We start from the raw sequence: 22,110 nt of genomic DNA, 5'->3' as shown, positions 1-22,110 counted from the left end.
AGAAGCTGTAAGTAAAACAACAACCAACCCAAAGTTAAAAACCTAGCACTGCGGCGCGTTTTATAACACAAAACCAGCCCAGAACGCCAGAGATACTTAGCCACGAGTGATAAAAACCTTCTCGCAACGAAACCCGCTAAGTCCGCTAAAAGATCAAGGTGACACCAAATGTATTATTGGTAAGACCGACAACTAAATATTGGTTTACCCTTACAATAAAAATCCCTTTTAGATCTGTTCCCTATTTTTCGCGGCTTTCGTGGGTTTCGCGGCAAAAAACCTCTTATCTTTAGCTCTATTGTGGAGCTTAGTGCTAGGCGCTGAACGCTGGGCGCTTTCACTCACCCTTTACCACTTCCCGTTATAGCGTTACAATTTTCGGCCTGATAGCAGCCTTCTTGTCCATAAATAGTGCCCGTTATCACTTCGATTCATTCGACGCCCCGCGCTATTCCAACGCAACACTCACCGGGCGCCAACTCAACAGAGAAGCAAATTTCATGAGCAGCATAGTCATCAAAACCCCGGAAGAAATGGAAAAAATGCGCGTCGCTGGTCGCTTGGCCGCCGAAGTACTGGAAATGATCGAGCCCCATATTCAAATTGGTGTCACTACCGAAGAGCTCAACACTATTTGTCACGATTATATCGTTAATGTGCAAGGCGCGATTCCGGCGCCACTTAACTATCATGGCTTTCCAAAGTCTATTTGTACTTCAGTTAACCACGTGATTTGCCATGGTATTCCGGCTGACAAAAAGCTCAAAGACGGCGACATCATCAATATCGACATCACCGTGATCAAGGATGGCTACCACGGTGATTCATCAAAAATGTTCTTCGTCGGTAAGCCCAGCATTTTGGCCGAACGCCTATGCCGCGTAACATTAGAATGCTTAGAAATTGGCATCAAGATGGTACGCCCTGGCATGCAGTTAGGCGACATAGGTGCGGCTATTCAAAAGCATGCTGAAGATCATAACTATTCGGTAGTACGTGAATATTGCGGCCACGGTATTGGTGCTGACTTTCACGAAGAGCCACAAGTGGTCCACTACGGCATTCCAGGTACCGGTGAAGTGTTAGCCGCCGGCATGTGCTTTACCATAGAGCCCATGATCAACGCCGGTAAACGCCACAGCAAGATGATGGCCGACGGTTGGACCGTACTCACCAAAGATCGTAGCTTGTCTGCACAATACGAGCACACCCTGCTGGTTACTGAAGACGGCTGCGAAATTTTAACGCTGCGCAAAGACGATACCCTGCCGCGATTTATTACCCCAGAAAACTGCGCTTAAAACTAAAGGCAATCAGCATACAGAACTAGTTCTGCAGGCTGATTGCCTTACTTTTTCATGCTCTGCTTCTAGCGCCTTACTTTTTTTGCTAAGCTCATGCGCAATTTTTGGTTACTGAGTATCTCTAATGCCGTCTACAGCCGTTTTTGTTATAAGCCTTAAAAGAAGCCCAGAGCGCAGGGATTACATCGCTGCACAGCTTAATAAACAAGGTATCAACTTCTCATTTTTTGATGCCATAGACGGTAACGATCAAAGTAATCCCCTATTTAAGCGTTATAACTACAAAAAGCGCTTATGGCTCACTAGCGGTAAAATGCCCAGCAAAGGCGAAATGGGCTGCTATGGCAGCCACTATTCTTTGTGGCAAAAATGCGTGGACCTAAACCAGCCAGTAATAGTAGTAGAAGATGATGCGGGAATTTCCGCTAATGCAGCCGAAGCTTTAGCCTTAGTAGAGAAAAAAATTCAACAGTATGGTTTTATACGTTTAGAACCAATAGGAAATAGTGACACCATCACTATGGAACAACAGCAAGATTATTGCATTGAGCATATTAATAGTAACTTTTGGGGAGCGCGTTGTTACGCTATCGCCCCATGGGCGGCTCAAAAGTTATTAAATGGCTCTCAGCGCTGGAGCATACCGGTTGATAACTATATTGGAAAAAGCTTTATTCATGGTGTTGAGTCATATTACCTCACCCCAAACCTCATAGAAGACGTAGCTGAGTTTGAAACAACAATTCAGATACAAGACGGTTATAAAACACCCCTCCACCGCAAGCCTAGTCGTGAACTTTACACCGCTTATTGCCAACTAAGGCATTTTTTACATAATAGAAAATTTAAAAAATCTCTTAAGGTTAACTAATGTCACAGACAATGGCCTGTAGTAACTTAAGATATAAAATGGGCATTTACATTGAGCAGTTATTTTTGTTAAGCCCCTTTATATGGCTAATGGTGGGTGTATTTAGCGTTCCCGGCGGCAAATCAGCTCTCAGCAGGCTGATCCCGCTTGTTGCCGTCTATTGCTTAATCCGTTTTAAAGGAGAATGGCGCACAAATTTAAACAATCAAGCCTTTAAAGCATTTAGCATAGCCAATCTTATAATCTTCGTATTACTAACTTTAAACCACCTGTTAGGCGGTGAAGATTTCAGCTTTGCTCGCACCCTATTAATAGTACAGCTTTATCTAACACTGCTGCCTTGGCATAAAATAACATTACATCAACTCTCGTTAGTCATGGCACTGGCGGGCATAGTGATAGGGGTAGAATCTATTTACGAAGTAATGGTTCTTAATTTAGGACGCGCAGGTTTTCTAGCCCTCAACCCCATTCCTTACGCTACTTTTGCTGCAATATTACTCATAAGCTATGTGTATTTCTTATTCACGATGAATGCAAAAAAATGGATTAACGGCCTTTATAGTTTAGGTGCTATAGGCGCTATAGGGGCGATCATATTCAGTGGTACTCGCGGGGTTTGGTTGGCCGTATTGCTTACCTTCTTTCTATTAGCTTGGCCTTTAGCTCGAAAAATGGGAGCAAAAAAAATATTCACTACTACCCTAGCTTGCTGTTTATTCATTGGGGCCGGTGCTTTTGTTGCGGGTGAAAAACTCACTACCCGTTACCAACAAACCAGCACTGAATTTGCCAACATGGCCAGCGGGAATATGGATACCTCGATCGGCATTCGCTTACAGCTATGGCAACGCGGTTGGAGCTATATTAAACAATCGCCACTACTCGGTACCGGTACTCCTGGTTACCTACAAAAAATAGAGCAAGACAAAATCGCAGGTCTTATTTCTCGAACAGCCGCACCATTAGCCGATGCACACTTTCACAATCAATATATTGATACCTTAGTACGCACCGGCTCGCTTGGTTTATTCATACTGCTAGCTTGGATGCTGCTACCGACTTGGTTGCTGCACAAACAGCAGCATTACAACTTAAGAAATTGGACTCTAGGTTGTGCCATCATAGTACTTATCTCCGGCCTAACCGATGTACCATTCCACCACACCCACATTATTTATCTCTACAGCATGGTAATGGGTCTAATACTACTAAAAGCCGAGAGTGATAAGCTAGAAGCCGAAAGTTAAACCCTACTTTGCCACTGAATACACGGACGAAAAGCAACAAACTCAAAGGGTTGATTACAAGACCTTACCAATACAAAATATTTTATCTTGGTATTTCCTGTATTCTCTCGTGCCTTCGCGTATTCCGTGGCAAAAAATTTTTAGTCTTTAAACGCTAGATTCCATTTTTTAATCTGTGCGACCAAGCCGTTGGTTGCACTATCATGATCCGTCGTCTCTGCTTTATCAGCTAGATCATCTATCAATCTTGCCGCCAGCTTTTTACCTAACTCAACGCCCCATTGATCGAAGCTATTAATGTCCCATATTATTCCCTGCACGAAAGTTTTGTGTTCATACATAGCAATCAATGCACCTAAGTTATAAGGCGTTAACTCATCACACAAAACTGTCGTACTAGGCCTATTGCCCGGCATCACCTTATAAGGCGCAAGCTTAGCTACTTCCTCGGTACTTAAACCCTCACAGGTTAGCTCTTTCGCCACTTGGTTATAGTTTTTTCCAAAAGCCATGGCTTCCGCTTGAGCCAGCATGTTACCAAGCAACTTACGCTGGTGCTCCGGATAATTATAACTAGAACAAGCAAAACCAATAAAGTCCGCGGGTACTACTTGGCTACCTTGGTGCAATAACTGAAAAAACGCATGCTGGCCATTAGTGCCCACTTCGCCCCACACGATTGGCCCCGTATTATGGCTAATCTTCTCGCCTTGGTTGTTAACACGTTTACCATTTGATTCCATGTTTAGCTGCTGCAAATATGCCGGAAAACGCTTTAAGGCTTGGCAATACGGGAACACCCCCTCACTACGCAACCCCAATACATTGATATTCCAAATACTGAGCAGCGCCATTAATACCGGCACATTTTTCTCAAAAGGCGTATCCTGAAAATGCAGATCCATCGCATGAGCACCGGCCAACAGCTCTTCAAAACTCTCAAAGCCCAGCGTGAGCGCTATCGGCAAACCAATGGCTGACCACAGCGAAAAACGCCCACCCACCCAATCCCAAAACTCAAACATATGATCGCTACTAATACCAAACGCTTGAACAGCTTTGGTATTAGTAGATACAGCCACAAAGTGCTTTTTAACATCCACAGCATTACCGCAAGCAGCCAAAAACCACTCACGCGCCGCGCGCGCATTGGTCATGGTCTCATCTGTGGTAAAGCTTTTAGAAGACACAATAAACAAGGTGCGCGCCGCATCCACTTGTTGTAATACCTGAGCTAGCTGAGCACCATCCATGTTAGACACGAAATGCGCACGAATGCCTTTGTCTTGATAACAGGCCAAAGCTTCAGTGACCATGGCAGGGCCCAAATCTGAGCCACCAATGCCAATATTAACCACATCGGTAATCGTCTGTCCGTTAAAACCCCGCCATTCACCACTGTGCACCTGTTGGCAAAACACCTTAATACGTGCCAGTTCATGATGTACAAAAGGCACCACATTGGTACCTTTTAGCAGAACCGTTATGTCTGCTGGTGTTCGTAATACGGTATGCAATACCGCCCGTTCTTCGGTATGGTTTAACAAGTTATCGCCGAATAGTGCTTGAATAGGCGAGTTTAAGTCCATATCTCGCGCCAACTTACATAGCTGCGCTTTAACATCACTCGACCACAGCTGACGGGAAAAGTCCACTTGCATATGCTCACCAAACGGCAAGCAAAATTCAGTAAAACGCCGTGGCTCGAGCGCAAAGCGTTGACTCAGACTCAAGGCTAATTCCTGCGCCTTCATCCTCTGCAACGCTACAAACGCCGGTTGATCTAACAAATTCATCCGCAATACTCTTTTTTATCTAAAGAAATAGCGCCCAGCACCCCGCTCCAAGAATGATTTAAAAGCTTAAAAAACAGCGCGAAATACACAGTAAATCCCCACCAGAATTTAAGCACATAAAAAACTAAGCCGCGCTAATTTTCTACACTTAGTGCTGGGCGCTTCTTTTGGCCTTCGTTCCAAACCAAGTCACATATGCCACTTTGCGGGCTAAACGCAGCCGGCGCACTCAGTAGTAGTTCCCGGATTTTTGTTTGGTCATATACCTCACAAGCAGTATCTAGCTCATCTAACAAACTGAGCATTTCATCCCACGGTAAGTGCACTTCGTTAGCAGTACGAATGCGCGGGTGTTGAGTTTCCGCCTCGTTTCCCCCTATTAGCAACTCTTCATACAATTTTTCGCCTGGGCGTAAACCGGTAACGTTAATTTCAATTTCGCCATCTGGGTTGTTTATGGTTTTTTCTTCATAGCCCATTAGTCGGATCATCTTGCGCGCTAAATCAATAATGCGCACCGGCTCACCCATATCTAACACAAACACATCGCCGCCTTTGCCCATAGCACCGGCTTGAATCACTAACTGCGCCGCTTCGGGAATGGTCATAAAATAACGCGTGATCTCTTCATGGGTAAGCGTAATAGGGCCACCGGCGCGTATTTGTTTCTTAAATAAGGGTACCACAGAACCAGATGAACCCAACACGTTGCCAAAGCGTACCATGCAAAAGCGCGTCTCACTTTGTCGCAAGGCCAAGCCTTGCAGCACTAATTCAGCCAAGCGTTTACTAGTGCCCATAACATTAGTGGGCCGCACCGCTTTGTCGGTAGAAATAAGCACAAATGTTTCTACACCACAATTAATGGCAGCCTCAGCTGCGCGCCAGGTGCCAAACACATTATTACGCACCCCTTCCACTACGTTGTATTCCACTAAAGGCACATGCTTACACGCCGCCGCGTGATACACAGTGTGCACGCCAAAGGCACTCATCACCGCCTCTAGCCGATTTTGCCGCTGCACCGAGGCCATAATCGGCACTATGCGCACCTGATAGCCCTCGGCCTGGCATAAATTAGTAAGCTCTTGATCGATCTGATACAAAGCAAATTCAGAGGTTTCAAATAGCACTAAGCTAATCGGCTGCTGCTGCACGATTTGCCGACACAGCTCGGAGCCAATAGAACCGCCGGCGCCGGTCACCATCACCACTTTATCTTTAATATTGGCGCTAATAAGCTCAGCAAAAGGCGCCACCGGATCACGGCCCAGTAAGTCTTCTATGGTCACTTCTTGCAGTTCACTGACTTTAGCCTTGCCACTCACTAAATCTGCCATGCCCGGAATGGTTAAAATATCTATGGGCAGCACCGCCAGCTTATCTACTATGTCTCGCCGCTCTTGGCGGCTGCAGCTGGGGATAGCTAACAGCAATATTTTAGCGTCATACCGCTTTATTAATTGCGGCAAATCCTCAGCGCTGTGCACCATCAAGCCTTGCAACAGTGCTTTTTGCAGCAACGGGTTATCATCGACAAAAGCAACTGCACGATACTCACTGCCATGCAACAAAGAGGTATTTAATTGGCGGCCAGACGCGCCTGCACCATAAATGATCACCGGTGCTTTATATTTTTTAGTGCTTTGATTATAGAGCGCGCGCGCTAAAGTGCGCGCCCCGCCACACAGCAACAAAGCTATAGCCCCATAAATCACCGGCACGGTACGAGGAATCCGCACCTCAAAATAATAAGCCGCTAGCACCATAGCAATAGCCGATACTGCCACCCCGCCCACCATAACCACAGTGGCGTGATAACCCATATAACGCAGCACAGCGCGATATAAGCCAAAGCGGATAAAATAAATTAAAGTAGCCGGCAATACCGCCAATAACAGCAGCCAATGAGATGTAGAGTAGAGAATTGAAGAGGTATCTAAGCGCAGTACTAACGCCCCCCAAAAGGCTAGCGTTATAAAAAGCACATCCAGCGCCACACTAATAAGGCGCTTAACCGAGCGGGGCTGTTTAAAAAGCCAGCTAATGGCGTCGATCATATAACTCGAACCTCGTTAGTATTGAGTGAATCGACAGTGTTAAGTATTGAGTTTTTAGTGTTGAGTGGATTCATTTCTTGGCGTTCTTTTTTAAATTTTGCTGGGTATTTTTTACTAGGATGGTGAGTATCTTTATTAGCTCTTCGCTTTGCTCAAGTAAGCTTAAAACATGCGGTTGCGTTTTATCTAAGTAGTCGGTCGCACAGAGCAGCTCTAACCAGTATTTTGTTTCTCTCGCTTCTTTACTGGCGATACTCATTTTGCCACAAAGTCAGCTTTAGACTGACCGGCTTGAGCCTCATTGATATTCGCGCCAATAGAGGTACCAGAGCGCAACAGCTGCTTAGAAAGCACATACTCTCGGTGCTCTTTTGACAAATGCTGATACAGTTTAACTATTCCTATAGAAAACTCGAATGATTTGTTAAGTACATTATTACCTTGCGCCACTACCACTCCCCTCTGATGATAAATGCTGTGGAATATTTTTCATTTCACTCAACATTCAACACTTACAACTCAACACTAGTGAAGCTCAGCGCTACTTTTTAACCCGGTCTCCAGCTCCTTTGCCTGCCACCGTCATCAAAATATAACGGAAGTAATCACTTACTGTTAAGCTTGCGATCATCTTTTGATCAGTTTCTGCTAACAGTTGTGGAGTAGACATATCAATCTCGTTCACTTGCGCAAGGCCAGTAATACCAGGGCGTACATTATACACACCGCGCTGCGCGCGCTCGGCAGTCAACTCTGCTTGGTTAAACAATCCAGGTCGAGGGCCGACCAAGCTCATGTCTCCAGTGAGTACGTTCCATAATTGTGGCAGCTCATCTAATTTAGTGCGGCGCAAGAAATGTCCAAAAGGGGTAATAGATGAAGCACTCGCTAAATGAGAAGCCACAGAAGCGGTGTCCACTTTCATAGTACGAAACTTAACCAACGTAAAAGGCTGTTGATTACGTCCTACTCGAACTTGACGAAAAATGGGTGAGCCTGAGTCAAAGAACCCGATAATGGTAAGTAATACCAATATCGGAAAGCCGAACACTAAACCCAACAAAGAAAACACAATATCAAATAAACGGATCACACATTAATCCTTTTTGGTTTCAAAACAGCGTTTCAGCCCTTGCTCAACCGTTAATGGAGGCGTCCAGCCTAAAAGCTGTTGAGTTTTACTAATATCCACCTGTAACGAGCCTAATAGCCTTTGCGCCATGGCTTTTTTACCCAACAAATTAGCGCCTAACTGCAACATGCTTGCAGGTACAGGAATAAGCCGTGCTGGCTTACCCATAGCTTTGGCTACGCCACGTAATAATTCAGTAGTAGATAAATCCTCACCATCGCCAGCTAAAAACACTTGATTAGCTGCAGCTGGGTGAGCAACACAAGTAATAATCAGATCTACTAAATTATCTAGCGCCACTAAAGAGCGCTGATTATGAATAGCACCTAAAGGTAGCGGTACACCTTTACTAATCCAACTGACTAAGCTGCCAAAATTACCGGGAGCATTAGGGCCATATACTAAAGGCGGACGAATAATAACTAACTCCATCCCAGATTCTTTATGAATTTCCCACAGTCCTTGCTCGGCTTCCCACTTGGATTGCGCATACATTTCTGCTGGATTAGCTTCGTCATCAGTCATAAAAGGCTTACTACTTATATTACCGTTAACACCAATAGAGCTAATAAATACAAATCGTTTTACACCTGCGTCAGCTGCTTGTCGGGCAAGATTAAGCGTGCCATCAACGTTTACCTGGCGGTATTCCGCCGCGGGTTCTGCAGCTTTATCTTTTATGACATGTGCACGAGCAGCAGCGTGGATTACAAAATCTACATCTTGTAAAGCACTCTTCCAATTCGTCTCTACCCCTAAGGCAGGTACTTGCACTACAGAACCAGCGCTTGGCGTTGTTGACGCCCGTCGTACAGCAATGGTTAAATCATAAACTTCATCAACGAATAAGCGTTGCTGCAAAGCATTACCCACAAAGCCAGTAGCGCCGGTTAATAAGACCCGTTGTTTCTTTAAGTTCATATTTCACTCTTTACAGCTATGACTGTTTTATAAAAATTTAGATAATACCCAAGCGTTCAAGAATCAGAACCAAACAGATCTCTAGTATAAACTTTGCTTTTTACGTCGATTAAGTCTTCATTTAAGCGATTGGCGACAATCACGGTGCTTAATCTTTTAAATTCATTTAAATCACTGACAACCCGCGAGTTATAGAAATATTCTTCTTGCAGTACAGGCTCATACACCACCACTTCAATACCTTTAGCTTTAATGCGTTTCATAATGCCCTGAATCGCAGAAGCCCGGAAATTATCAGAACCTTCCTTCATCACTAAACGGTAGATACCCACCACAGTTTGTGCTCCTGAATGCGATTTTGGTAGCGCATTGAGCTTCTTGATCACCATCTCGGCAATAAAATCTTTACGAGTGCGGTTGGCTTCAACAATGGCTTGGATAATGTTATTAGGTACTTGATCGTAGTTCGCTAGCAGCTGTTTGGTGTCTTTAGGCAAGCAATAACCGCCATAGCCAAAGCTAGGGTTGTTGTAGTGATCGCCAATACGAGGATCTAAACCAACGCCTTGAATAATCTGCTGAGAATTTAAACCCTGCGCTTCAGCATAGCTGTCTAGCTCATTAAAATACGCCACACGCATAGCCAGATAAGTATTAGAAAACAGCTTCACCGCTTCAGCTTCAGTATTATTAGTAAAGAGTACCGTTACATCTTGTTTAATTGCACCCTGCTGTAAAAGACTGACAAAGGTTTTAGCCTGTTCGCTTTGCCCACCCACAATAATGCGTGAAGGATAAAGGTTATCGTACAGCGCCTTACCCTCACGTAAGAATTCAGGTGAGAAAATAATGTCAAGTGTTGAGTATTTAATGTTGAGTTGCTCTGTAAAACCTACCGGCACTGTGGACTTAATAATAATCGTTGCGTTAGGGTTAACTTCCGCAACATCACTGACCACAGCCTCTACACTACTAGTATCAAAATAATTGGTTTTAGGATCATAGTTTGTAGGGGTAGCAATTATTACATAATCAGCGTTTTGATACGCCTCTTGCTTATCTAAAGTTGCAGTAAAATTTAGCGTTTTATTAGCTAAAAAATCCTCAATTTCAATATCAGCGATGGGTGACTGCTTATTGTTTAGTAGCGCAACTTTTTCCGGCACTATGTCGATAGCACACACTTGGTTGTGTTGAGCTAGTAGCATGGCATTGGATAAACCGACGTAACCTGTTCCAGCAATGGAAATTTTCATGCTAACTCCACTTTATTAAGGTTCATTTGAGGAACCCCAAAAACCTAGCTAAATCTGGATGTTTTGTTCGTAACAGTCCACGGATAGCATATTGAGAAAAATAATAACTAGCTTTTATTAAATTTAATTTTTCAACATCTCGATATAAACGCCAAGTGAAGAGAGCCGCATTTTTTTTACTAGCTGAAATTGAGTCTTGGCGTACCTTATATATACCTAACGTCTCGTTGAGACCATAAGCGAAATCCGTTTTTTTTAGTAACTTCAACCATAACCCTAAATCTTGACGCTTACGTATTAAAGGCATATAAACTTTTCCAAAATATTCTGTATCGTAAATAGCAGTCAAGCAACCAATTGAAGATGATTTCAACAGGTCATAGTAACTAACTTTACTTGGCACTCCCAAATGACCAAATATTTCATCACTCTCATTAATTTTGTCATAAGCACCAAACGTAAACGGGTAATTATTTTTCTGCATAAAGGAGATTTGTTTTTCAAGTTTATTAGGTAACCAGACATCATCACTATCTAAAAATGCAATATAGCGACCTTGTGCCCTCTCTATAGCCTTGTTGCGAACTACCGCAGCTCCCAAGTTTTCAGTTAATTCAATTAATTTAATTCTAGGGTCTAATTCTACGTATGACCTTATAATTTCTACAGATAAATCATTGGATTTATCATCCACTAGTATCAACTCCCAATTAACATAGGATTGATCTAACACAGAATCAATACTTTTTGTTATGTATTTTTCAGAGTTATAAACCGCAGTAACAACAGTAACTTTATTGCAAAGCTCCTCCACTACTTACTCCTTAGATAAACTATAAATCAACATATAAAAATAATGATTACTTACTATGCGCCTTGTTCTTTATAATAAGCATCTTGTACAACAAAATAATTAAGGATATTAAAATCAAGCAACTTAAGTATTTAGATAAGGAAAGAAAAAAACCACTTGGCATCTGAAAAACAAGAAAGCTATTTATATACAGCCAGCCTCCAAGGCCGAATAGAAATAAATTTTTTGAAGATTTCAAATAGCTGAGCAATGGTAGAATAATTACATTTATAAAAGCCATAAACATTATCAACTGAAAGCTTTGCTGATCTGTGCTCAAAAAAAGATAGATAATGAAATGATCGTTTACTCCTCCGCCTTCAGCATAAACGTAAGGGGCAAAACTTGAGATGGCTTGGCCAAGTTCATGCGAAGGGAGAAATTTAAAAAAGATGAATTTCATAAAGTAAATATATGCATTATAAAATAAAAATATACGACCATCACCTAAATTATATTCTAAAAAAATGAAACTCCCATCTGCATTTTTAATAATCCTATCGATTAGTTTAATATAACTATCTAAATTATAAAATAAAGATAAGTAAAACAAAGCAATTAACAACACTAAAATAATTACTTTAAGATTTATTTTCTTACCTTTGCAGTCAAAATAAAAAAATAAAGATAGCAATACAAATATGAAGTATCCTTTCATATGAAACATTACAGAATTATATGAAAAAATAAACAAAACTAACAAAGCTAATAGTTTATCCAAAACACTACGTTTTTGCTTAACAAAATATAAGGGTATAAAAACAAGACTGGCGATAAGTGAAAATGAATAGAAGAAACTTAGAATTGGCTTCTCTAAAACCCAAGTTATTTTAAATGATGTATTAATCTGACTCAAAGAATCTAAATAAAAAAATGTAAGAATACTAAAAACCGAACATAATATGACTATCATTAAGAATAATTTACGGGATAAATGAGCTCTAGACGCTCTTGCACAACTAAAAAAAAACAATTTATTGTTAAGATACATTCCAATAGTTCTTGACAAAATATAGACAAAAATTATAAGCAAAGAATACATTAAATAATTATTATTTTCATGAAATACATAAACAAGAGCACTTTGAAAAAAAAATAAATCGCCAAGGAAAATGGGGTGCAATATTTTTTGTTTTAAAAAGTATGCTATTGAGATCATGACGGTAATTAAAGAAAATATTGTTAAAAAATACAGCTCTACATTAACACTATTAATAAAATCATAAATAAACATTTAAAAAAACTTTCTTATAATATTACCAATTGAACGCCTGTGGTAACAAGTAATTAGCTTGCTCCGCAAATAATTACCTGTCGAATCATGCTCATAATGAACTACTTTCATAGTCTTTATAAATTTAACTTCAACATCAAGCTCTGCTACTCTTTCAGCTAATGAAATCTCTTCACCAAATAAAAATCCACAATGAGAAAAATCAATACCGCGTTGTATGGCTTTATAATTAACAATAACATTAGCTCCGTGTACGGCGTATATCCTTAAATCACTTTGTTTTGTACTCTCTCTAGAGAAAACTGAACTTAAAGCCTTATAAAAAGCATAAAAATATCTATTTAAAAGCAAAAAATAAAGAAATCGCATCTTGATTTTCCGTGGTTTCTCTCTATATAGTGGATTTTGCTGCCGTCTAGTCAAATTTGAAATAATACTGGGAGCTAAGATTAATGGCTCGTCACTTATATTATCCGCTAGCCCTTTAAAATAAGATTCATCAAGGCATAGATCTACATTAGATAAAATAACATAATTGTATTCGATATTTTTTAAGTAAATTAATGCCTCTCTTGCTGATCCAAAATAACCATGGTTCTTATTATTATTAATTATTTTAATTATTAATTGGGCGTAATCCTTATTTAGTTCTGTAATTGATGTGTTATCATTATTACAAAATATTAGCCTGACATTATATTTTATAAAAAACTCATAATGACGGTCTAAAAAAACCATGCATGTTTCTATATTGTTATATATAGGAATAACAAGAACATTCAATTCATTTTCTCCAAATTAATTTCTTAACATTTCTCAACACCCATAAAGCCAACTGTTCTGGATAGAGTACTATATTTTTAACTCTTACTTTTTCGGTCACAGGTAAACAACGCTGAAAATGAAAGTAACGCTTTTCAAAAAAATTAAATTCTCCTTCTTTAAGTATTCTCTGTAGTAACAAGTTCATATCCTTAGTAAAGAGTGGGCTAACTCTATGGTTAGTAGATACACCTTGCATACTATATTTAATAGCTTTTACTTTTAATAATGGAATACTAATACCTTTTGAAAGCACCTCTAGATAAAAAGGATAATCTTCTATTAAACGATAATCTTCATCAAACATCCCAACTTTTTTAAAAATATTTTTATGATAATAAGTGCACGCGCCAGAGATTATATTGCCATTTAGGGAAATCTTTTCATGTAATTTCTTAGGAAAGTGAAACAAATTCCAATATTTTTTTTCAGGTAACACATATAACTCTTTTCCATTTCTTACTGGCACTCTTAATGCTGTTAATAATAAACACTTATTGCTATTAAACTTATCAATAATTTTTGCTATTACATTTTCATCATATAGTTCATCATCTGCTGATAACGGGACGATCAAGTCACCCGTGGATTTTTTGATTGCATTATTAAATGATGCTACCGTTCCTAAGTTTTTTTCATTAATGATTAAATGGCATTCGAAATTAAGTGCTCTTAGTTTACAAAGTAAATCTTCAACATAGCTAACGTTGAAACCAACAGTACCGTCGTCAACTATAATGTACTCAACTTCATAATCTTTATCTATTACTTGGCTAGCCAATGAATTAATAGCATTATTTAAAAGGTGCCAGTTTTTATATGTGAGCGTAACAATTGAAATTTTATTTACATATTTCATTGTTTAATTAAATCCTTATAAAAACATTATAATTTACTCATGATTAAAATTTCATTAACAATAAAGAGTTGAACGCAGCGATGAGCAGGGCAAGAGACTATGATTGCTTTCTTAAAAAAACTTTACCAATAAACACACCCATCACCACCCAATAAATTGCGTAGTTAATTGCATGCGCAATGGTGACACCTTCTAAGCCGTACATACTTGTAAAAAAATACGTCCAACCATAAAACCCTGCTGCAAACACAATTTCACTGGCAATAAATAACTTCATCATGGCTTTACCTAGCATCAGGTAAGCAAGTATCCAACTGCCAATCTTTAACGTATCGCCCACCATTTGCCAAGCAAACAGTTCACGCATGGGTATAAAGTCTTGGGTAAAAAGCAAGCCGATAATAAAGTCCCGCAGCAAGTAAATAACTAAACCACAGGCAGCAGCTACGGGCAGGATAATCTTGTAGCCCTGGAGGATTTCCGCCTTTATTTCTTTTGGATCTTTCAGTTCTGATAGCTTAGGCAGGTAGTACAGGCTTAGCGTTGTTGTTACGAGCATTAAGTAAGCCCCACTTAAGCGCCACATGGCTTCCCAGTAACCTGCAGCATCTAACCCTAAGGTATCGGCAAGGTGCGTACGAATTAAGATATGACTTACTGGCACACAAGCAGCACTGGTGAGAGCCATGGCGGTGTATTTGCTTAGGTTTAAAACGACTTGCTTATCTAAGCGGCCAAACAAATAACTGAATTTAAACCAATCAGCCTTATAGCAAAGGTACAAAGTAACAACAAATGCAAAAGAAGGAAAAATAGCTAATGCAGTTAATGCACCAAGTAATCCAAACTGGATCGCTAGAATACTGGTGACGGCTAATGAAAAAAGGCTGCCTGCAATATTGGCAATAATGTAGCGGTGAATTTCCTTTTTACCGTTTAATATCGCCAACAATAGCGTATTAAAAATAAAGAAAACCAAGGTGACTGAGAACCAGATAAAAACAGTGTTATAACTTTCGTCCTGCAAAAACCAATGCGCGATTTGCTTGCTAAATATAGCTACGCCTATTCCGGTAATGACGGATCCCAGTACTGCAATTGTGCCGGCAGTGCGCCACACTTGCCGCTGCTTTTCTTCATCGTCATGGTATTCAGCGGTGTATTTCACTACACCGGTATTAATAGCACCGCTGGCAAAGGTAGTGATCATTTGTGCAGCGTTTTGAAAGTTACCAATCGCCGCATAGCCTGCAGGGCCAACATAGATAGCGAGTATCTTGTTAAGCCCTAGCATAGTGAGCATTTTTATCACTACAGCAATGCCGTTGAGCAGGCTGGTTTTTATCAGAGTCACAGGATTAATTCTTAATGAGTAATTTTAAATTTTGAATGTGTTTATGGCTGCAATCACCTTTTTGACTTCATCCATCGTAATAGTCGGCCCCATTGGCAAGCTCATGACCTGCTGGTGAATCAGCTCCGACACTGGATAGCTATCCATATTCCACTCTTTATAAGCCTGCTGCTGATGCGGTGGAATTGGGTAGTGGATTAAGGTTTGTACGCCATGCTCTAACAAGTGCTTTTGCAGGGCGTCGCGCTGCTCGCAGCGGATGACGAAAACATGCCAGACATGAGCTTCGCTCATGAATTTTGAATTTTGAATTTTGAATTTTGAATGAACTTCAGGCAAAACGACTGCTGGGTTGGTGATGCCAGTTAGGTAAGCTTGTGCTACTTTGCTGCGGTGTGCTGTTTCGATATCTAAGTGTTTTAGCTTGACGCTCAGCATGGCGGCTTGAATTTCGTCTAGGCGGCTGTTGGTGCCTTGAAACAAGTTTTTATATTTTTCGTGTGAGCCGTAGTTGCGCAGTGCGCGTAAAGTTTCGGCGAGTTGGTCATCATTGGTCGTAACTGCACCGGCATCGCCTAATGCGCCGAGGTTTTTACCTGGGTAAAAGCTAAAGCCACTGGCATCACCCCAGTTACCCGCTTTTTTGCCGTTTAATTCTGCTCCATGGGCTTGGGCAGAATCTTCTAGCACAAGTAAGTTATGACGCTGTGCGATAGCCATAATGGCGGGCATATCAGCTAACTGGCCGTATAAATGCACAGGGAGAATGGCGCGAGTTTTGGCGGTAATTGCCGCTTCGGTTTTTATTGGGCAGAGATTGTAGGTGGCTAAGTTTGGCTCTACTAATACCGGTACTAAATTGTTGGCACTGATGGCTAGAATACTAGCGATGTAGGTGTTGGACGGAACGATCACTTCGTCGCCGTCTTTGAGCTTGCCCAACTCTTTCCACGCGCGCAGGGTCAGAATCAGTGCATCAAGACCATTAGCCACACCAATCGCATGCTTAGTGCCGCAGTAGCTGGCGAACGCCTGTTCAAATTGTGTAAGTTCATTACCTGCGATATACCAGCCGGAGTCGATAACACGGGTACAGGCGGCGATCAGTTCGTCACGGTATTGGGCGTTGATGGCTTTGAGGTCGAGGAAAGGAATCATTTTATATACCTAGGGAATAAATATTTCGGCTGTACCAGTTGTTACGGGTTTTCCTTTAACCGTACACACTGTTTTAAACGTTACACGCTTTTTAAGCACATCAACTGCGGTAACAGTTACTTTAGCAATCACTGTGTCACCTAAATAAACTGGTCTTTTAAATTGCAAATTCTGACCTGCATATACACAGCCTTCGCCAGGTAGCTTTGTTCCGAAAATTGCAGAAAAAAAGCTAGCTGTTAATAAACCATGTGCAATTCTATCTTTAAACCTAGAGTCTTTTGCATATTCTTCACTTAAGTGCACAGGATTATGATCTCCAGAAACACCTGCAAAAGCTTTTACATCAGCATCTGTAATTGTCTGACTATAGGATGCTGTCATACCAACTTTAATTTCTTCTATAGCGAATGATTTTTTTATATTCACAATTCACTCATCCATTGTTTAACCAGCTCTTCTGGATAGCCTCGATGAAAGTGCTTGCGCCATGGGTATGCACTTCCACTTTTGTCATGCAGTTTTATTTTCGCGGTGGAACATATTTTTTTAGCAGGTGAGCCAGCATAAATCATTTCTTCTTCTGTAATACCCTTAATAGAAGAATGAGCACCAACTAGGCAGCCTCGGCTAATTATTGCACCTGGTAAAATCACACTCATAGTTGCAATAACAGCAAAATCTTTAACTGTTACACCAAGCAATGTATCACTTGGCGGATGCGGGTCATTTGTTAGTACGACATAAGGAAAAATCCATACATAATTACCAATTTTACTTTTCTGACCTATATGCACGTTACTATGAAAACGAACATAATCACCAATTTCACAATGCCCTTGTAAATCAGATAGCGTTCCTATTTGTAAATTTTTACCGGCTTTTATTTTTTCGCGTACAGTCACACGATGACCTGTAACTAATGACTCTAAGAACACTGAGCCCTCATAAAAGATACTGTGAGATCTAATATGTGAATTTGAGCCTATATATAATATTTCACCACCAGACAGATGATTTGATACGCCTATTTCACAAAACGCTTCAATTACTGTATTTTCAGCAATTTCAACATTATCGTAAATAATTGTATAGGCACCTATCTTAACGTTAGTACCAACTATTGCTTTATTAGACACTATTGCGGTTGGGTGGATACTCATAAACACCTCAGAAATTCTTCATAATCACGAATATAATCAGCTTCATCATAATGTTCGCTGGCTAGCACTAGCAGTACACAGTCTTCACTGAAATCATGCATTTCTCGCCACACCAAATCGCCTATTAATAAACCTTTAGTTGGAGAGTCTAACCAAACGTCTTCGCGAGTTTTGCCATCATCAAGCACCATACGGCATTTACCGGTGACACATACTGCTACTTGCTTTAAGTTGTGGTGGGCATGAAAGCCTCTTGCTACACCGGCTTGAGTATTGAAGATGTAATAGACACGCTTGATATCGAAAGGCACTGTATTATCAGCTTCTAAAGCCACTAATGAACCGCGCTCATCACCTAGTGGGGGGAAATTAATAAACTCTAATAAGCTCATAATTTCTCCTGCATCGCTTGGTTGAAAGAAAGCGCATCTTTATCTTTTTGACTAACATGAGGCTTAATAGAAGTAGGCCATTTAATAGCTAATTCGTGATCGCTCCATAAAATGGTTCTTTCGTAAGCTGGGGCATAGTAATTGGTGGTTTTATATAAAAAATCTGCACTGTCACTCAACGTTATAAAGCCATGCGCAAAGCCTTCAGGTATCCATAATTGACGTTTGTTTTCAGCCGATAGATTCGCTCCTACCCACTGGCCAAAAGTAGGTGAGCTGTTACGAATATCTACAGCAACGTCAAATACTTCACCCTGTACTACTCTTACCAGTTTGCCTTGTGCGTAAGGTGCAAGTTGATAGTGCAGCCCGCGCAGTACCCCTTTGCTTGAACGAGAGTGATTATCTTGTACAAAGCTAACCGCCTGGCCTACAGACTGTTCAAATTGCTGCTGATTGAAGCTCTCATAAAAAAAACCTCGATCGTCACCGAATATTTTAGGCTCAAAAATCAGCACATCAGGAATAGCTGTATTAATAACATTCATTTTAACCTCTGTATCCTGGTTTAATTAAGTTGAACAAATACTGCCCGTAAGCATTCTTAGCTAAAGGTTGTGCCAACTTTTGTACTTGATCAGCATTGATGAAACCTTTGCGATAGGCTATTTCCTCTGGGCAGGCTACTTTTAAGCCTTGGCGCTGCTCTATAGTCTGAATAAAAGTGCCTGCTTCCATTAAGCTGTCGTGAGTTCCCGTATCAAGCCATGCATAACCACGCCCCATGGTGGTCACCGATAGCTGCTTGCGCTCTAAATAGACTTTATTCACGTCGGTTATTTCTAGCTCACCACGGTGTGAAGGCTTAATGTTTTTTGCAATTTCAATCACCTGATTGTCGTAAAAATACAAGCCGGTGACCGCATAGTTGCTCTTGGGCTCACGGGGCTTTTCTTCTAAGCTGAGCGCTTGGCCTTGTGCATTAAAGTCCACTACGCCATATCGTTCAGGATCTTGCACATGATAGGCAAACACAGTAGCGCCTGAGGTTTGGCGGCCAGCTTGCTCTAGCTCTTGTTGCAGGTTATGGCCAAAGAAGATGTTATCGCCAAGCACTAACGCACAGTCATCGTTACCAATAAAGTCTTCACCAATAATAAAAGCCTGAGCTAAGCCATCTGGACTTGGCTGCACAGCATATTTTAGGTTCAATCCCCATTGGCTGCCATCGCCTAATAGTTGTTCAAAGCGCGGCGTATCTTGCGGAGTGCTAATAATTAAAATGTCTTTAATGCCAGCCAGCATTAATGTGCACAATGGATAATAAATCATCGGCTTATCATAAACCGGCAGCAGTTGTTTGCTCACCGTCATGGTAACAGGATATAACCGGGTACCCGAGCCGCCCGCTAAAATAATACCTTTACGCGTGCTCGTTTGTTGCTGCTTCAAGAGTTCTGCTCCAATATTTCAGTTAGCATGCGGCTTACACCTTGCTGCCAAGGTGGTAATCTGAGATTAAATGCTGTGCGTAATTTTTCGGTATTTAACCGCGAGTTAAGGGGCCGCGAGGCCGGTGTTGGATACTCAAGAGTACTAATTGCATTTAGATTATTAAGCTTAAGCGTTACGCCATGGTTTCTTGCTTCTTTAAACACTAAAGTCGCATAGTCATGCCAGTTGGTTTCGCCGCTGGCTGCCAAGTGGTAGACGCCAGTTAAGCTTGGCGCATGCTCTGTGCTTTGACTCATAACAATACGAACGGCGTGAGCGGTACAATCGGCGATTAAATCAGCTCCAGTGGGCGCCCCAATTTGATCGTTTATTACGTTCAAGGCGTCGCGCTCTTTAGCTAAACGCAACATGGTTTTTGCGAAGTTATTGCCGCGGCTGCCGTACACCCAGCTGGTACGGAAGATAAGATATTGTTTACAATTTTGAGTAATAAAGTTTTCGCCAGCCAGCTTAGTAGCGCCATACACACTCAAAGGTGCACTAATATCATCTTCTTGCCAAGGGCTAGCCCCCTCGCCATTAAAGACATAATCGGTGGAGTAGTGGATCAGCCACGCACCCAGCTTGTTGGCCTCAATAGCAATAACGGCCAAGATATCGGCATTAATTTGGCGCGCCTGTATAGGCTCACTTTCGGCTTTATCGACTGCCGTATAGGCGGCAGCATTAACAATAACATCAGGCTTAAGGCTGCGTATGGTATTGGCAAGCGCTTCTGGTTGAGTTAGGTCACCACAGTAATCTGCTGAGTGTCTATCCAGAGCAGTGACAGTGCCCAAAGGTGCAAGAGCACGTTGCAACTCCCAGCCCACTTGGCCATTTTTTCCCAGTAATAAGATGTGCATTATTCGCCACCATACTGCTGGCTGATCCAGTTTTGATAAGCCCCACTTTGTACGTTGCTCACCCAATCTTGATTATCTAAATACCACTGCACAGTGCTGCGAATACCAGATTCAAACGTTTCTTGTGGCTTCCAGCCGAGTTCGCGCTCGATTTTGCTGGCATCTATGGCATAGCGGCGGTCGTGGCCAGGTCTATCACTGACGTAAGTGATGAGTTTTGAGTGTTGAGTGTTGAGTGGTTCTTCAGTGTTGAGTTTTGAATGCTGAGTGTTGAGTGGAACTAACTCATCCAGGATGGTGCAGATGGTTTGCACTACTTCTAGGTTAGTTTTTTCGTTGTGGCCGCCGATGTTGTAGGTTTCACCTACTATGCCTTCAGTCACTACTTTGTAAAGCGCACGGGCGTGGTCTTCTACATGTAGCCAGTCACGAATTTGGTCGCCTTTGCCGTAGATGGGTAAGGGTTTGCCTTCCAGCGCATTGAGTATCACTAACGGGATCAATTTTTCTGGAAAGTGATAAGGCCCGTAGTTATTGGAGCAATTAGTGATCAATGTGGGAAAACCATAAGTGCGTAACCAAGCGCGGACTAAATGATCAGAACTCGCTTTACTTGCCGAGTACGGGCTACTGGGAGCATAGGCGGTCTGCTCAGTGAATAACGGAAGCGAAGCTTCCGTAGTGTTAAGTTGTGAGTGTTGAGTGTTGAGTGGTACTTCAGTGCTTAGTGCTGAGTTTTGAGTTTTGAGTGTTTGATCTTGCAACTCATCACTCAACACTAAACCCTCAACACTTTCTTTCAACTCATCACTCAACACTAAACCCTCAACACTTTCTTTCAACTCATCACTCACCACTATGCACTCAACACTGCCATCCGAAGGATGGGGAAGATCGCCGTAGACTTCATCGGTACTAATGTGATGAAACTTGAAAGCTTGCTTTCGCTCAGTGTCTAGCTCATTCCAATAGGCTCTTGCAGCTTCTAGTAAGTTATAGGTACCAACGATATTGGTTTGGATAAAATCGCTTGGCCCATCTATTGATCTATCAACGTGGCTTTCTGCTGCTAAGTGCATTACTGCATCGGGCTGGTGCTCTTGGAATACACGATCTAACTCTGCACGGTCACAAATATCTACCTGTTCGAAAGTGTAGCGTTCGCTGTTATTAACTGTTAGTAAGTTTTCTAAGTTACCGGCGTAAGTGAGCTTATCTAGGTTAACTACACTATCTTCTGTATTTTCAATTATATGCCGAATAACGGCAGACCCGATGAAACCAGCACCACCGGTAACTAAGATTTTCATAATATTGTAATATCC

The 22,110-nt window shown here is 41.5% G+C and carries 21 protein-coding genes and 1 pseudogene; 3 read left to right on the top strand and 19 right to left on the bottom strand.

Annotation, left to right across the window (positions count from 1 at the left end; translation table 11 throughout):
* Positions 1-500: 500 nt before the first annotated feature.
* From map to ACEN2G_RS06000, 3 genes are all read left to right on the top strand, one after another.
* The gene (gene map / locus ACEN2G_RS06010; protein ID WP_442020569.1) at positions 501-1,301 is read left to right on the top strand and encodes a type I methionyl aminopeptidase; all 801 of its coding nucleotides are present in this window, start codon (positions 501-503) and stop codon (positions 1,299-1,301) included.
* Positions 1,302-1,428: 127 nt separating this feature from the next.
* Positions 1,429-2,175 carry a glycosyltransferase family 25 protein gene (locus tag ACEN2G_RS06005; RefSeq protein WP_442020568.1) on the top strand — a complete coding sequence of 249 codons (747 nt, stop codon included), beginning with the start codon at positions 1,429-1,431 and terminating at the stop codon, positions 2,173-2,175.
* The gene (locus ACEN2G_RS06000; RefSeq protein ID WP_442020567.1) at positions 2,175-3,425 is read left to right on the top strand and encodes an O-antigen ligase family protein; all 1,251 of its coding nucleotides are present in this window, start codon (positions 2,175-2,177) and stop codon (positions 3,423-3,425) included. The genes ACEN2G_RS06005 and ACEN2G_RS06000 overlap by 1 nt, the downstream gene beginning before the upstream one ends.
* A 140-nt stretch (positions 3,426-3,565) precedes the next feature.
* Here ACEN2G_RS06000 and pgi read toward each other — a convergent pair whose 3' ends face one another.
* The 19 genes and pseudogenes from pgi to ACEN2G_RS05905 form a co-directional block, all read right to left on the bottom strand.
* Positions 3,566-5,221, bottom strand: coding sequence for a glucose-6-phosphate isomerase (pgi, locus tag ACEN2G_RS05995; RefSeq protein WP_442020566.1), 1,656 nt, complete (start codon positions 5,219-5,221; stop codon positions 3,566-3,568).
* A gap of 134 nt (positions 5,222-5,355) precedes the next feature.
* Positions 5,356-7,281: a polysaccharide biosynthesis protein gene (locus ACEN2G_RS05990; protein WP_442020565.1), complete on the bottom strand. Its 1,926-nt coding sequence runs from the start codon at positions 7,279-7,281 to the stop codon at positions 5,356-5,358.
* A gap of 70 nt (positions 7,282-7,351) precedes the next feature.
* Positions 7,352-7,731, bottom strand: a pseudogene (locus ACEN2G_RS05985) (four helix bundle protein).
* A 91-nt stretch (positions 7,732-7,822) separates the two neighbouring features.
* Complete coding sequence (locus ACEN2G_RS05980; protein ID WP_442020564.1) at positions 7,823-8,374, bottom strand: sugar transferase; 552 nt, start codon at positions 8,372-8,374, stop codon at positions 7,823-7,825.
* A 3-nt stretch (positions 8,375-8,377) separates the two neighbouring features.
* Positions 8,378-9,334: a UDP-glucose 4-epimerase family protein gene (locus tag ACEN2G_RS05975; RefSeq protein ID WP_442020563.1), complete on the bottom strand. Its 957-nt coding sequence runs from the start codon at positions 9,332-9,334 to the stop codon at positions 8,378-8,380.
* Positions 9,335-9,390: 56 nt separating this feature from the next.
* Positions 9,391-10,590: a nucleotide sugar dehydrogenase gene (locus ACEN2G_RS05970; RefSeq protein WP_442020562.1), complete on the bottom strand. Its 1,200-nt coding sequence runs from the start codon at positions 10,588-10,590 to the stop codon at positions 9,391-9,393.
* Between the two features lie 22 nt (positions 10,591-10,612).
* Entirely contained in the window at positions 10,613-11,404 is a 792-nt protein-coding gene (locus tag ACEN2G_RS05965) for a glycosyltransferase family 2 protein (RefSeq protein ID WP_086961956.1), read from the bottom strand.
* Between the two features lie 46 nt (positions 11,405-11,450).
* On the bottom strand, positions 11,451-12,677 hold the full coding sequence (locus ACEN2G_RS05960; RefSeq protein WP_442020561.1) for an O-antigen polymerase: 1,227 nt from the start codon (positions 12,675-12,677) through the stop codon (positions 11,451-11,453).
* Positions 12,678-13,415, bottom strand: coding sequence for a hypothetical protein (locus ACEN2G_RS05955; RefSeq protein WP_442020560.1), 738 nt, complete (start codon positions 13,413-13,415; stop codon positions 12,678-12,680).
* Positions 13,416-13,461: 46 nt separating this feature from the next.
* On the bottom strand, positions 13,462-14,358 hold the full coding sequence (locus ACEN2G_RS05950; RefSeq protein WP_442020559.1) for a glycosyltransferase: 897 nt from the start codon (positions 14,356-14,358) through the stop codon (positions 13,462-13,464).
* A gap of 97 nt (positions 14,359-14,455) precedes the next feature.
* Positions 14,456-15,712: an O-antigen translocase gene (locus ACEN2G_RS05945; RefSeq protein ID WP_442020558.1), complete on the bottom strand. Its 1,257-nt coding sequence runs from the start codon at positions 15,710-15,712 to the stop codon at positions 14,456-14,458.
* Between the two features lie 24 nt (positions 15,713-15,736).
* Complete coding sequence (locus tag ACEN2G_RS05940) at positions 15,737-16,870, bottom strand: DegT/DnrJ/EryC1/StrS family aminotransferase (RefSeq protein WP_442020557.1); 1,134 nt, start codon at positions 16,868-16,870, stop codon at positions 15,737-15,739.
* A 9-nt stretch (positions 16,871-16,879) separates the two neighbouring features.
* Positions 16,880-17,299 carry a MaoC family dehydratase gene (locus ACEN2G_RS05935; RefSeq protein WP_442020556.1) on the bottom strand — a complete coding sequence of 140 codons (420 nt, stop codon included), beginning with the start codon at positions 17,297-17,299 and terminating at the stop codon, positions 16,880-16,882.
* Positions 17,296-18,033 carry an N-acetyltransferase gene (locus ACEN2G_RS05930; RefSeq protein ID WP_442020555.1) on the bottom strand — a complete coding sequence of 246 codons (738 nt, stop codon included), beginning with the start codon at positions 18,031-18,033 and terminating at the stop codon, positions 17,296-17,298. Before ACEN2G_RS05930 ends, ACEN2G_RS05935 begins: the two co-directional genes overlap by 4 nt.
* Positions 18,030-18,425 (bottom strand): sugar 3,4-ketoisomerase, encoded by a 396-nt coding sequence (locus ACEN2G_RS05925; RefSeq protein ID WP_442020554.1) that lies wholly within the window; start codon positions 18,423-18,425, stop codon positions 18,030-18,032. Before ACEN2G_RS05925 ends, ACEN2G_RS05930 begins: the two co-directional genes overlap by 4 nt.
* Positions 18,422-18,973, bottom strand: coding sequence for a dTDP-4-dehydrorhamnose 3,5-epimerase (gene rfbC, locus ACEN2G_RS05920; RefSeq protein ID WP_442020553.1), 552 nt, complete (start codon positions 18,971-18,973; stop codon positions 18,422-18,424). Before rfbC ends, ACEN2G_RS05925 begins: the two co-directional genes overlap by 4 nt.
* Position 18,974: 1 nt before the next feature.
* On the bottom strand, positions 18,975-19,877 hold the full coding sequence (gene rfbA, locus ACEN2G_RS05915; RefSeq protein ID WP_442020552.1) for a glucose-1-phosphate thymidylyltransferase RfbA: 903 nt from the start codon (positions 19,875-19,877) through the stop codon (positions 18,975-18,977).
* The gene (gene rfbD, locus ACEN2G_RS05910; RefSeq protein WP_442020551.1) at positions 19,874-20,785 is read right to left on the bottom strand and encodes a dTDP-4-dehydrorhamnose reductase; all 912 of its coding nucleotides are present in this window, start codon (positions 20,783-20,785) and stop codon (positions 19,874-19,876) included. Before rfbD ends, rfbA begins: the two co-directional genes overlap by 4 nt.
* Positions 20,785-22,095: a GDP-mannose 4,6-dehydratase gene (locus tag ACEN2G_RS05905; protein WP_442020550.1), complete on the bottom strand. Its 1,311-nt coding sequence runs from the start codon at positions 22,093-22,095 to the stop codon at positions 20,785-20,787. The genes rfbD and ACEN2G_RS05905 overlap by 1 nt, the downstream gene beginning before the upstream one ends.
* Between the last annotated feature and the right edge of the window lie 15 nt (positions 22,096-22,110).

It is taken from the genome of Oceanisphaera sp. W20_SRM_FM3 (assembly GCF_052119705.1).
In the GTDB taxonomy this organism is placed as follows: domain Bacteria; phylum Pseudomonadota; class Gammaproteobacteria; order Enterobacterales; family Aeromonadaceae; genus Oceanimonas.
The sequence above is the reverse complement of the archived record's forward strand: the minus strand, read 5'-3'. Positions and strand labels throughout refer to the sequence as shown.

Bases quoted from the DNA above. Each gene is read 5' to 3' on its own strand.
- map (WP_442020569.1), top strand. From the start codon at position 501: ATGAGCAGCATAGTCATCAAAACCCCGGAAGAAATGGAAAAAATGCGC.
- ACEN2G_RS06005 (WP_442020568.1), top strand. From the start codon at position 1,429: ATGCCGTCTACAGCCGTTTTTGTTATAAGCCTTAAAAGAAGCCCAGAG.
- ACEN2G_RS06000 (WP_442020567.1), top strand. From the start codon at position 2,175: ATGTCACAGACAATGGCCTGTAGTAACTTAAGATATAAAATGGGCATT.
- pgi (WP_442020566.1), bottom strand. From the start codon at position 5,221: ATGAATTTGTTAGATCAACCGGCGTTTGTAGCGTTGCAGAGGATGAAG.
- ACEN2G_RS05990 (WP_442020565.1), bottom strand. From the start codon at position 7,281: ATGATCGACGCCATTAGCTGGCTTTTTAAACAGCCCCGCTCGGTTAAG.
- ACEN2G_RS05975 (WP_442020563.1), bottom strand. From the start codon at position 9,334: ATGAACTTAAAGAAACAACGGGTCTTATTAACCGGCGCTACTGGCTTT.
- ACEN2G_RS05970 (WP_442020562.1), bottom strand. From the start codon at position 10,590: ATGAAAATTTCCATTGCTGGAACAGGTTACGTCGGTTTATCCAATGCC.
- ACEN2G_RS05960 (WP_442020561.1), bottom strand. From the start codon at position 12,677: ATGTTTATTTATGATTTTATTAATAGTGTTAATGTAGAGCTGTATTTT.
- ACEN2G_RS05955 (WP_442020560.1), bottom strand. From the start codon at position 13,415: ATGGTTTTTTTAGACCGTCATTATGAGTTTTTTATAAAATATAATGTC.
- ACEN2G_RS05950 (WP_442020559.1), bottom strand. From the start codon at position 14,358: ATGAAATATGTAAATAAAATTTCAATTGTTACGCTCACATATAAAAAC.
- ACEN2G_RS05940 (WP_442020557.1), bottom strand. From the start codon at position 16,870: ATGATTCCTTTCCTCGACCTCAAAGCCATCAACGCCCAATACCGTGAC.
- ACEN2G_RS05930 (WP_442020555.1), bottom strand. From the start codon at position 18,033: ATGAGTATCCACCCAACCGCAATAGTGTCTAATAAAGCAATAGTTGGT.
- ACEN2G_RS05925 (WP_442020554.1), bottom strand. From the start codon at position 18,425: ATGAGCTTATTAGAGTTTATTAATTTCCCCCCACTAGGTGATGAGCGC.
- rfbC (WP_442020553.1), bottom strand. From the start codon at position 18,973: ATGAATGTTATTAATACAGCTATTCCTGATGTGCTGATTTTTGAGCCT.
- rfbD (WP_442020551.1), bottom strand. From the start codon at position 20,785: ATGCACATCTTATTACTGGGAAAAAATGGCCAAGTGGGCTGGGAGTTG.
- ACEN2G_RS05905 (WP_442020550.1), bottom strand. From the start codon at position 22,095: ATGAAAATCTTAGTTACCGGTGGTGCTGGTTTCATCGGGTCTGCCGTT.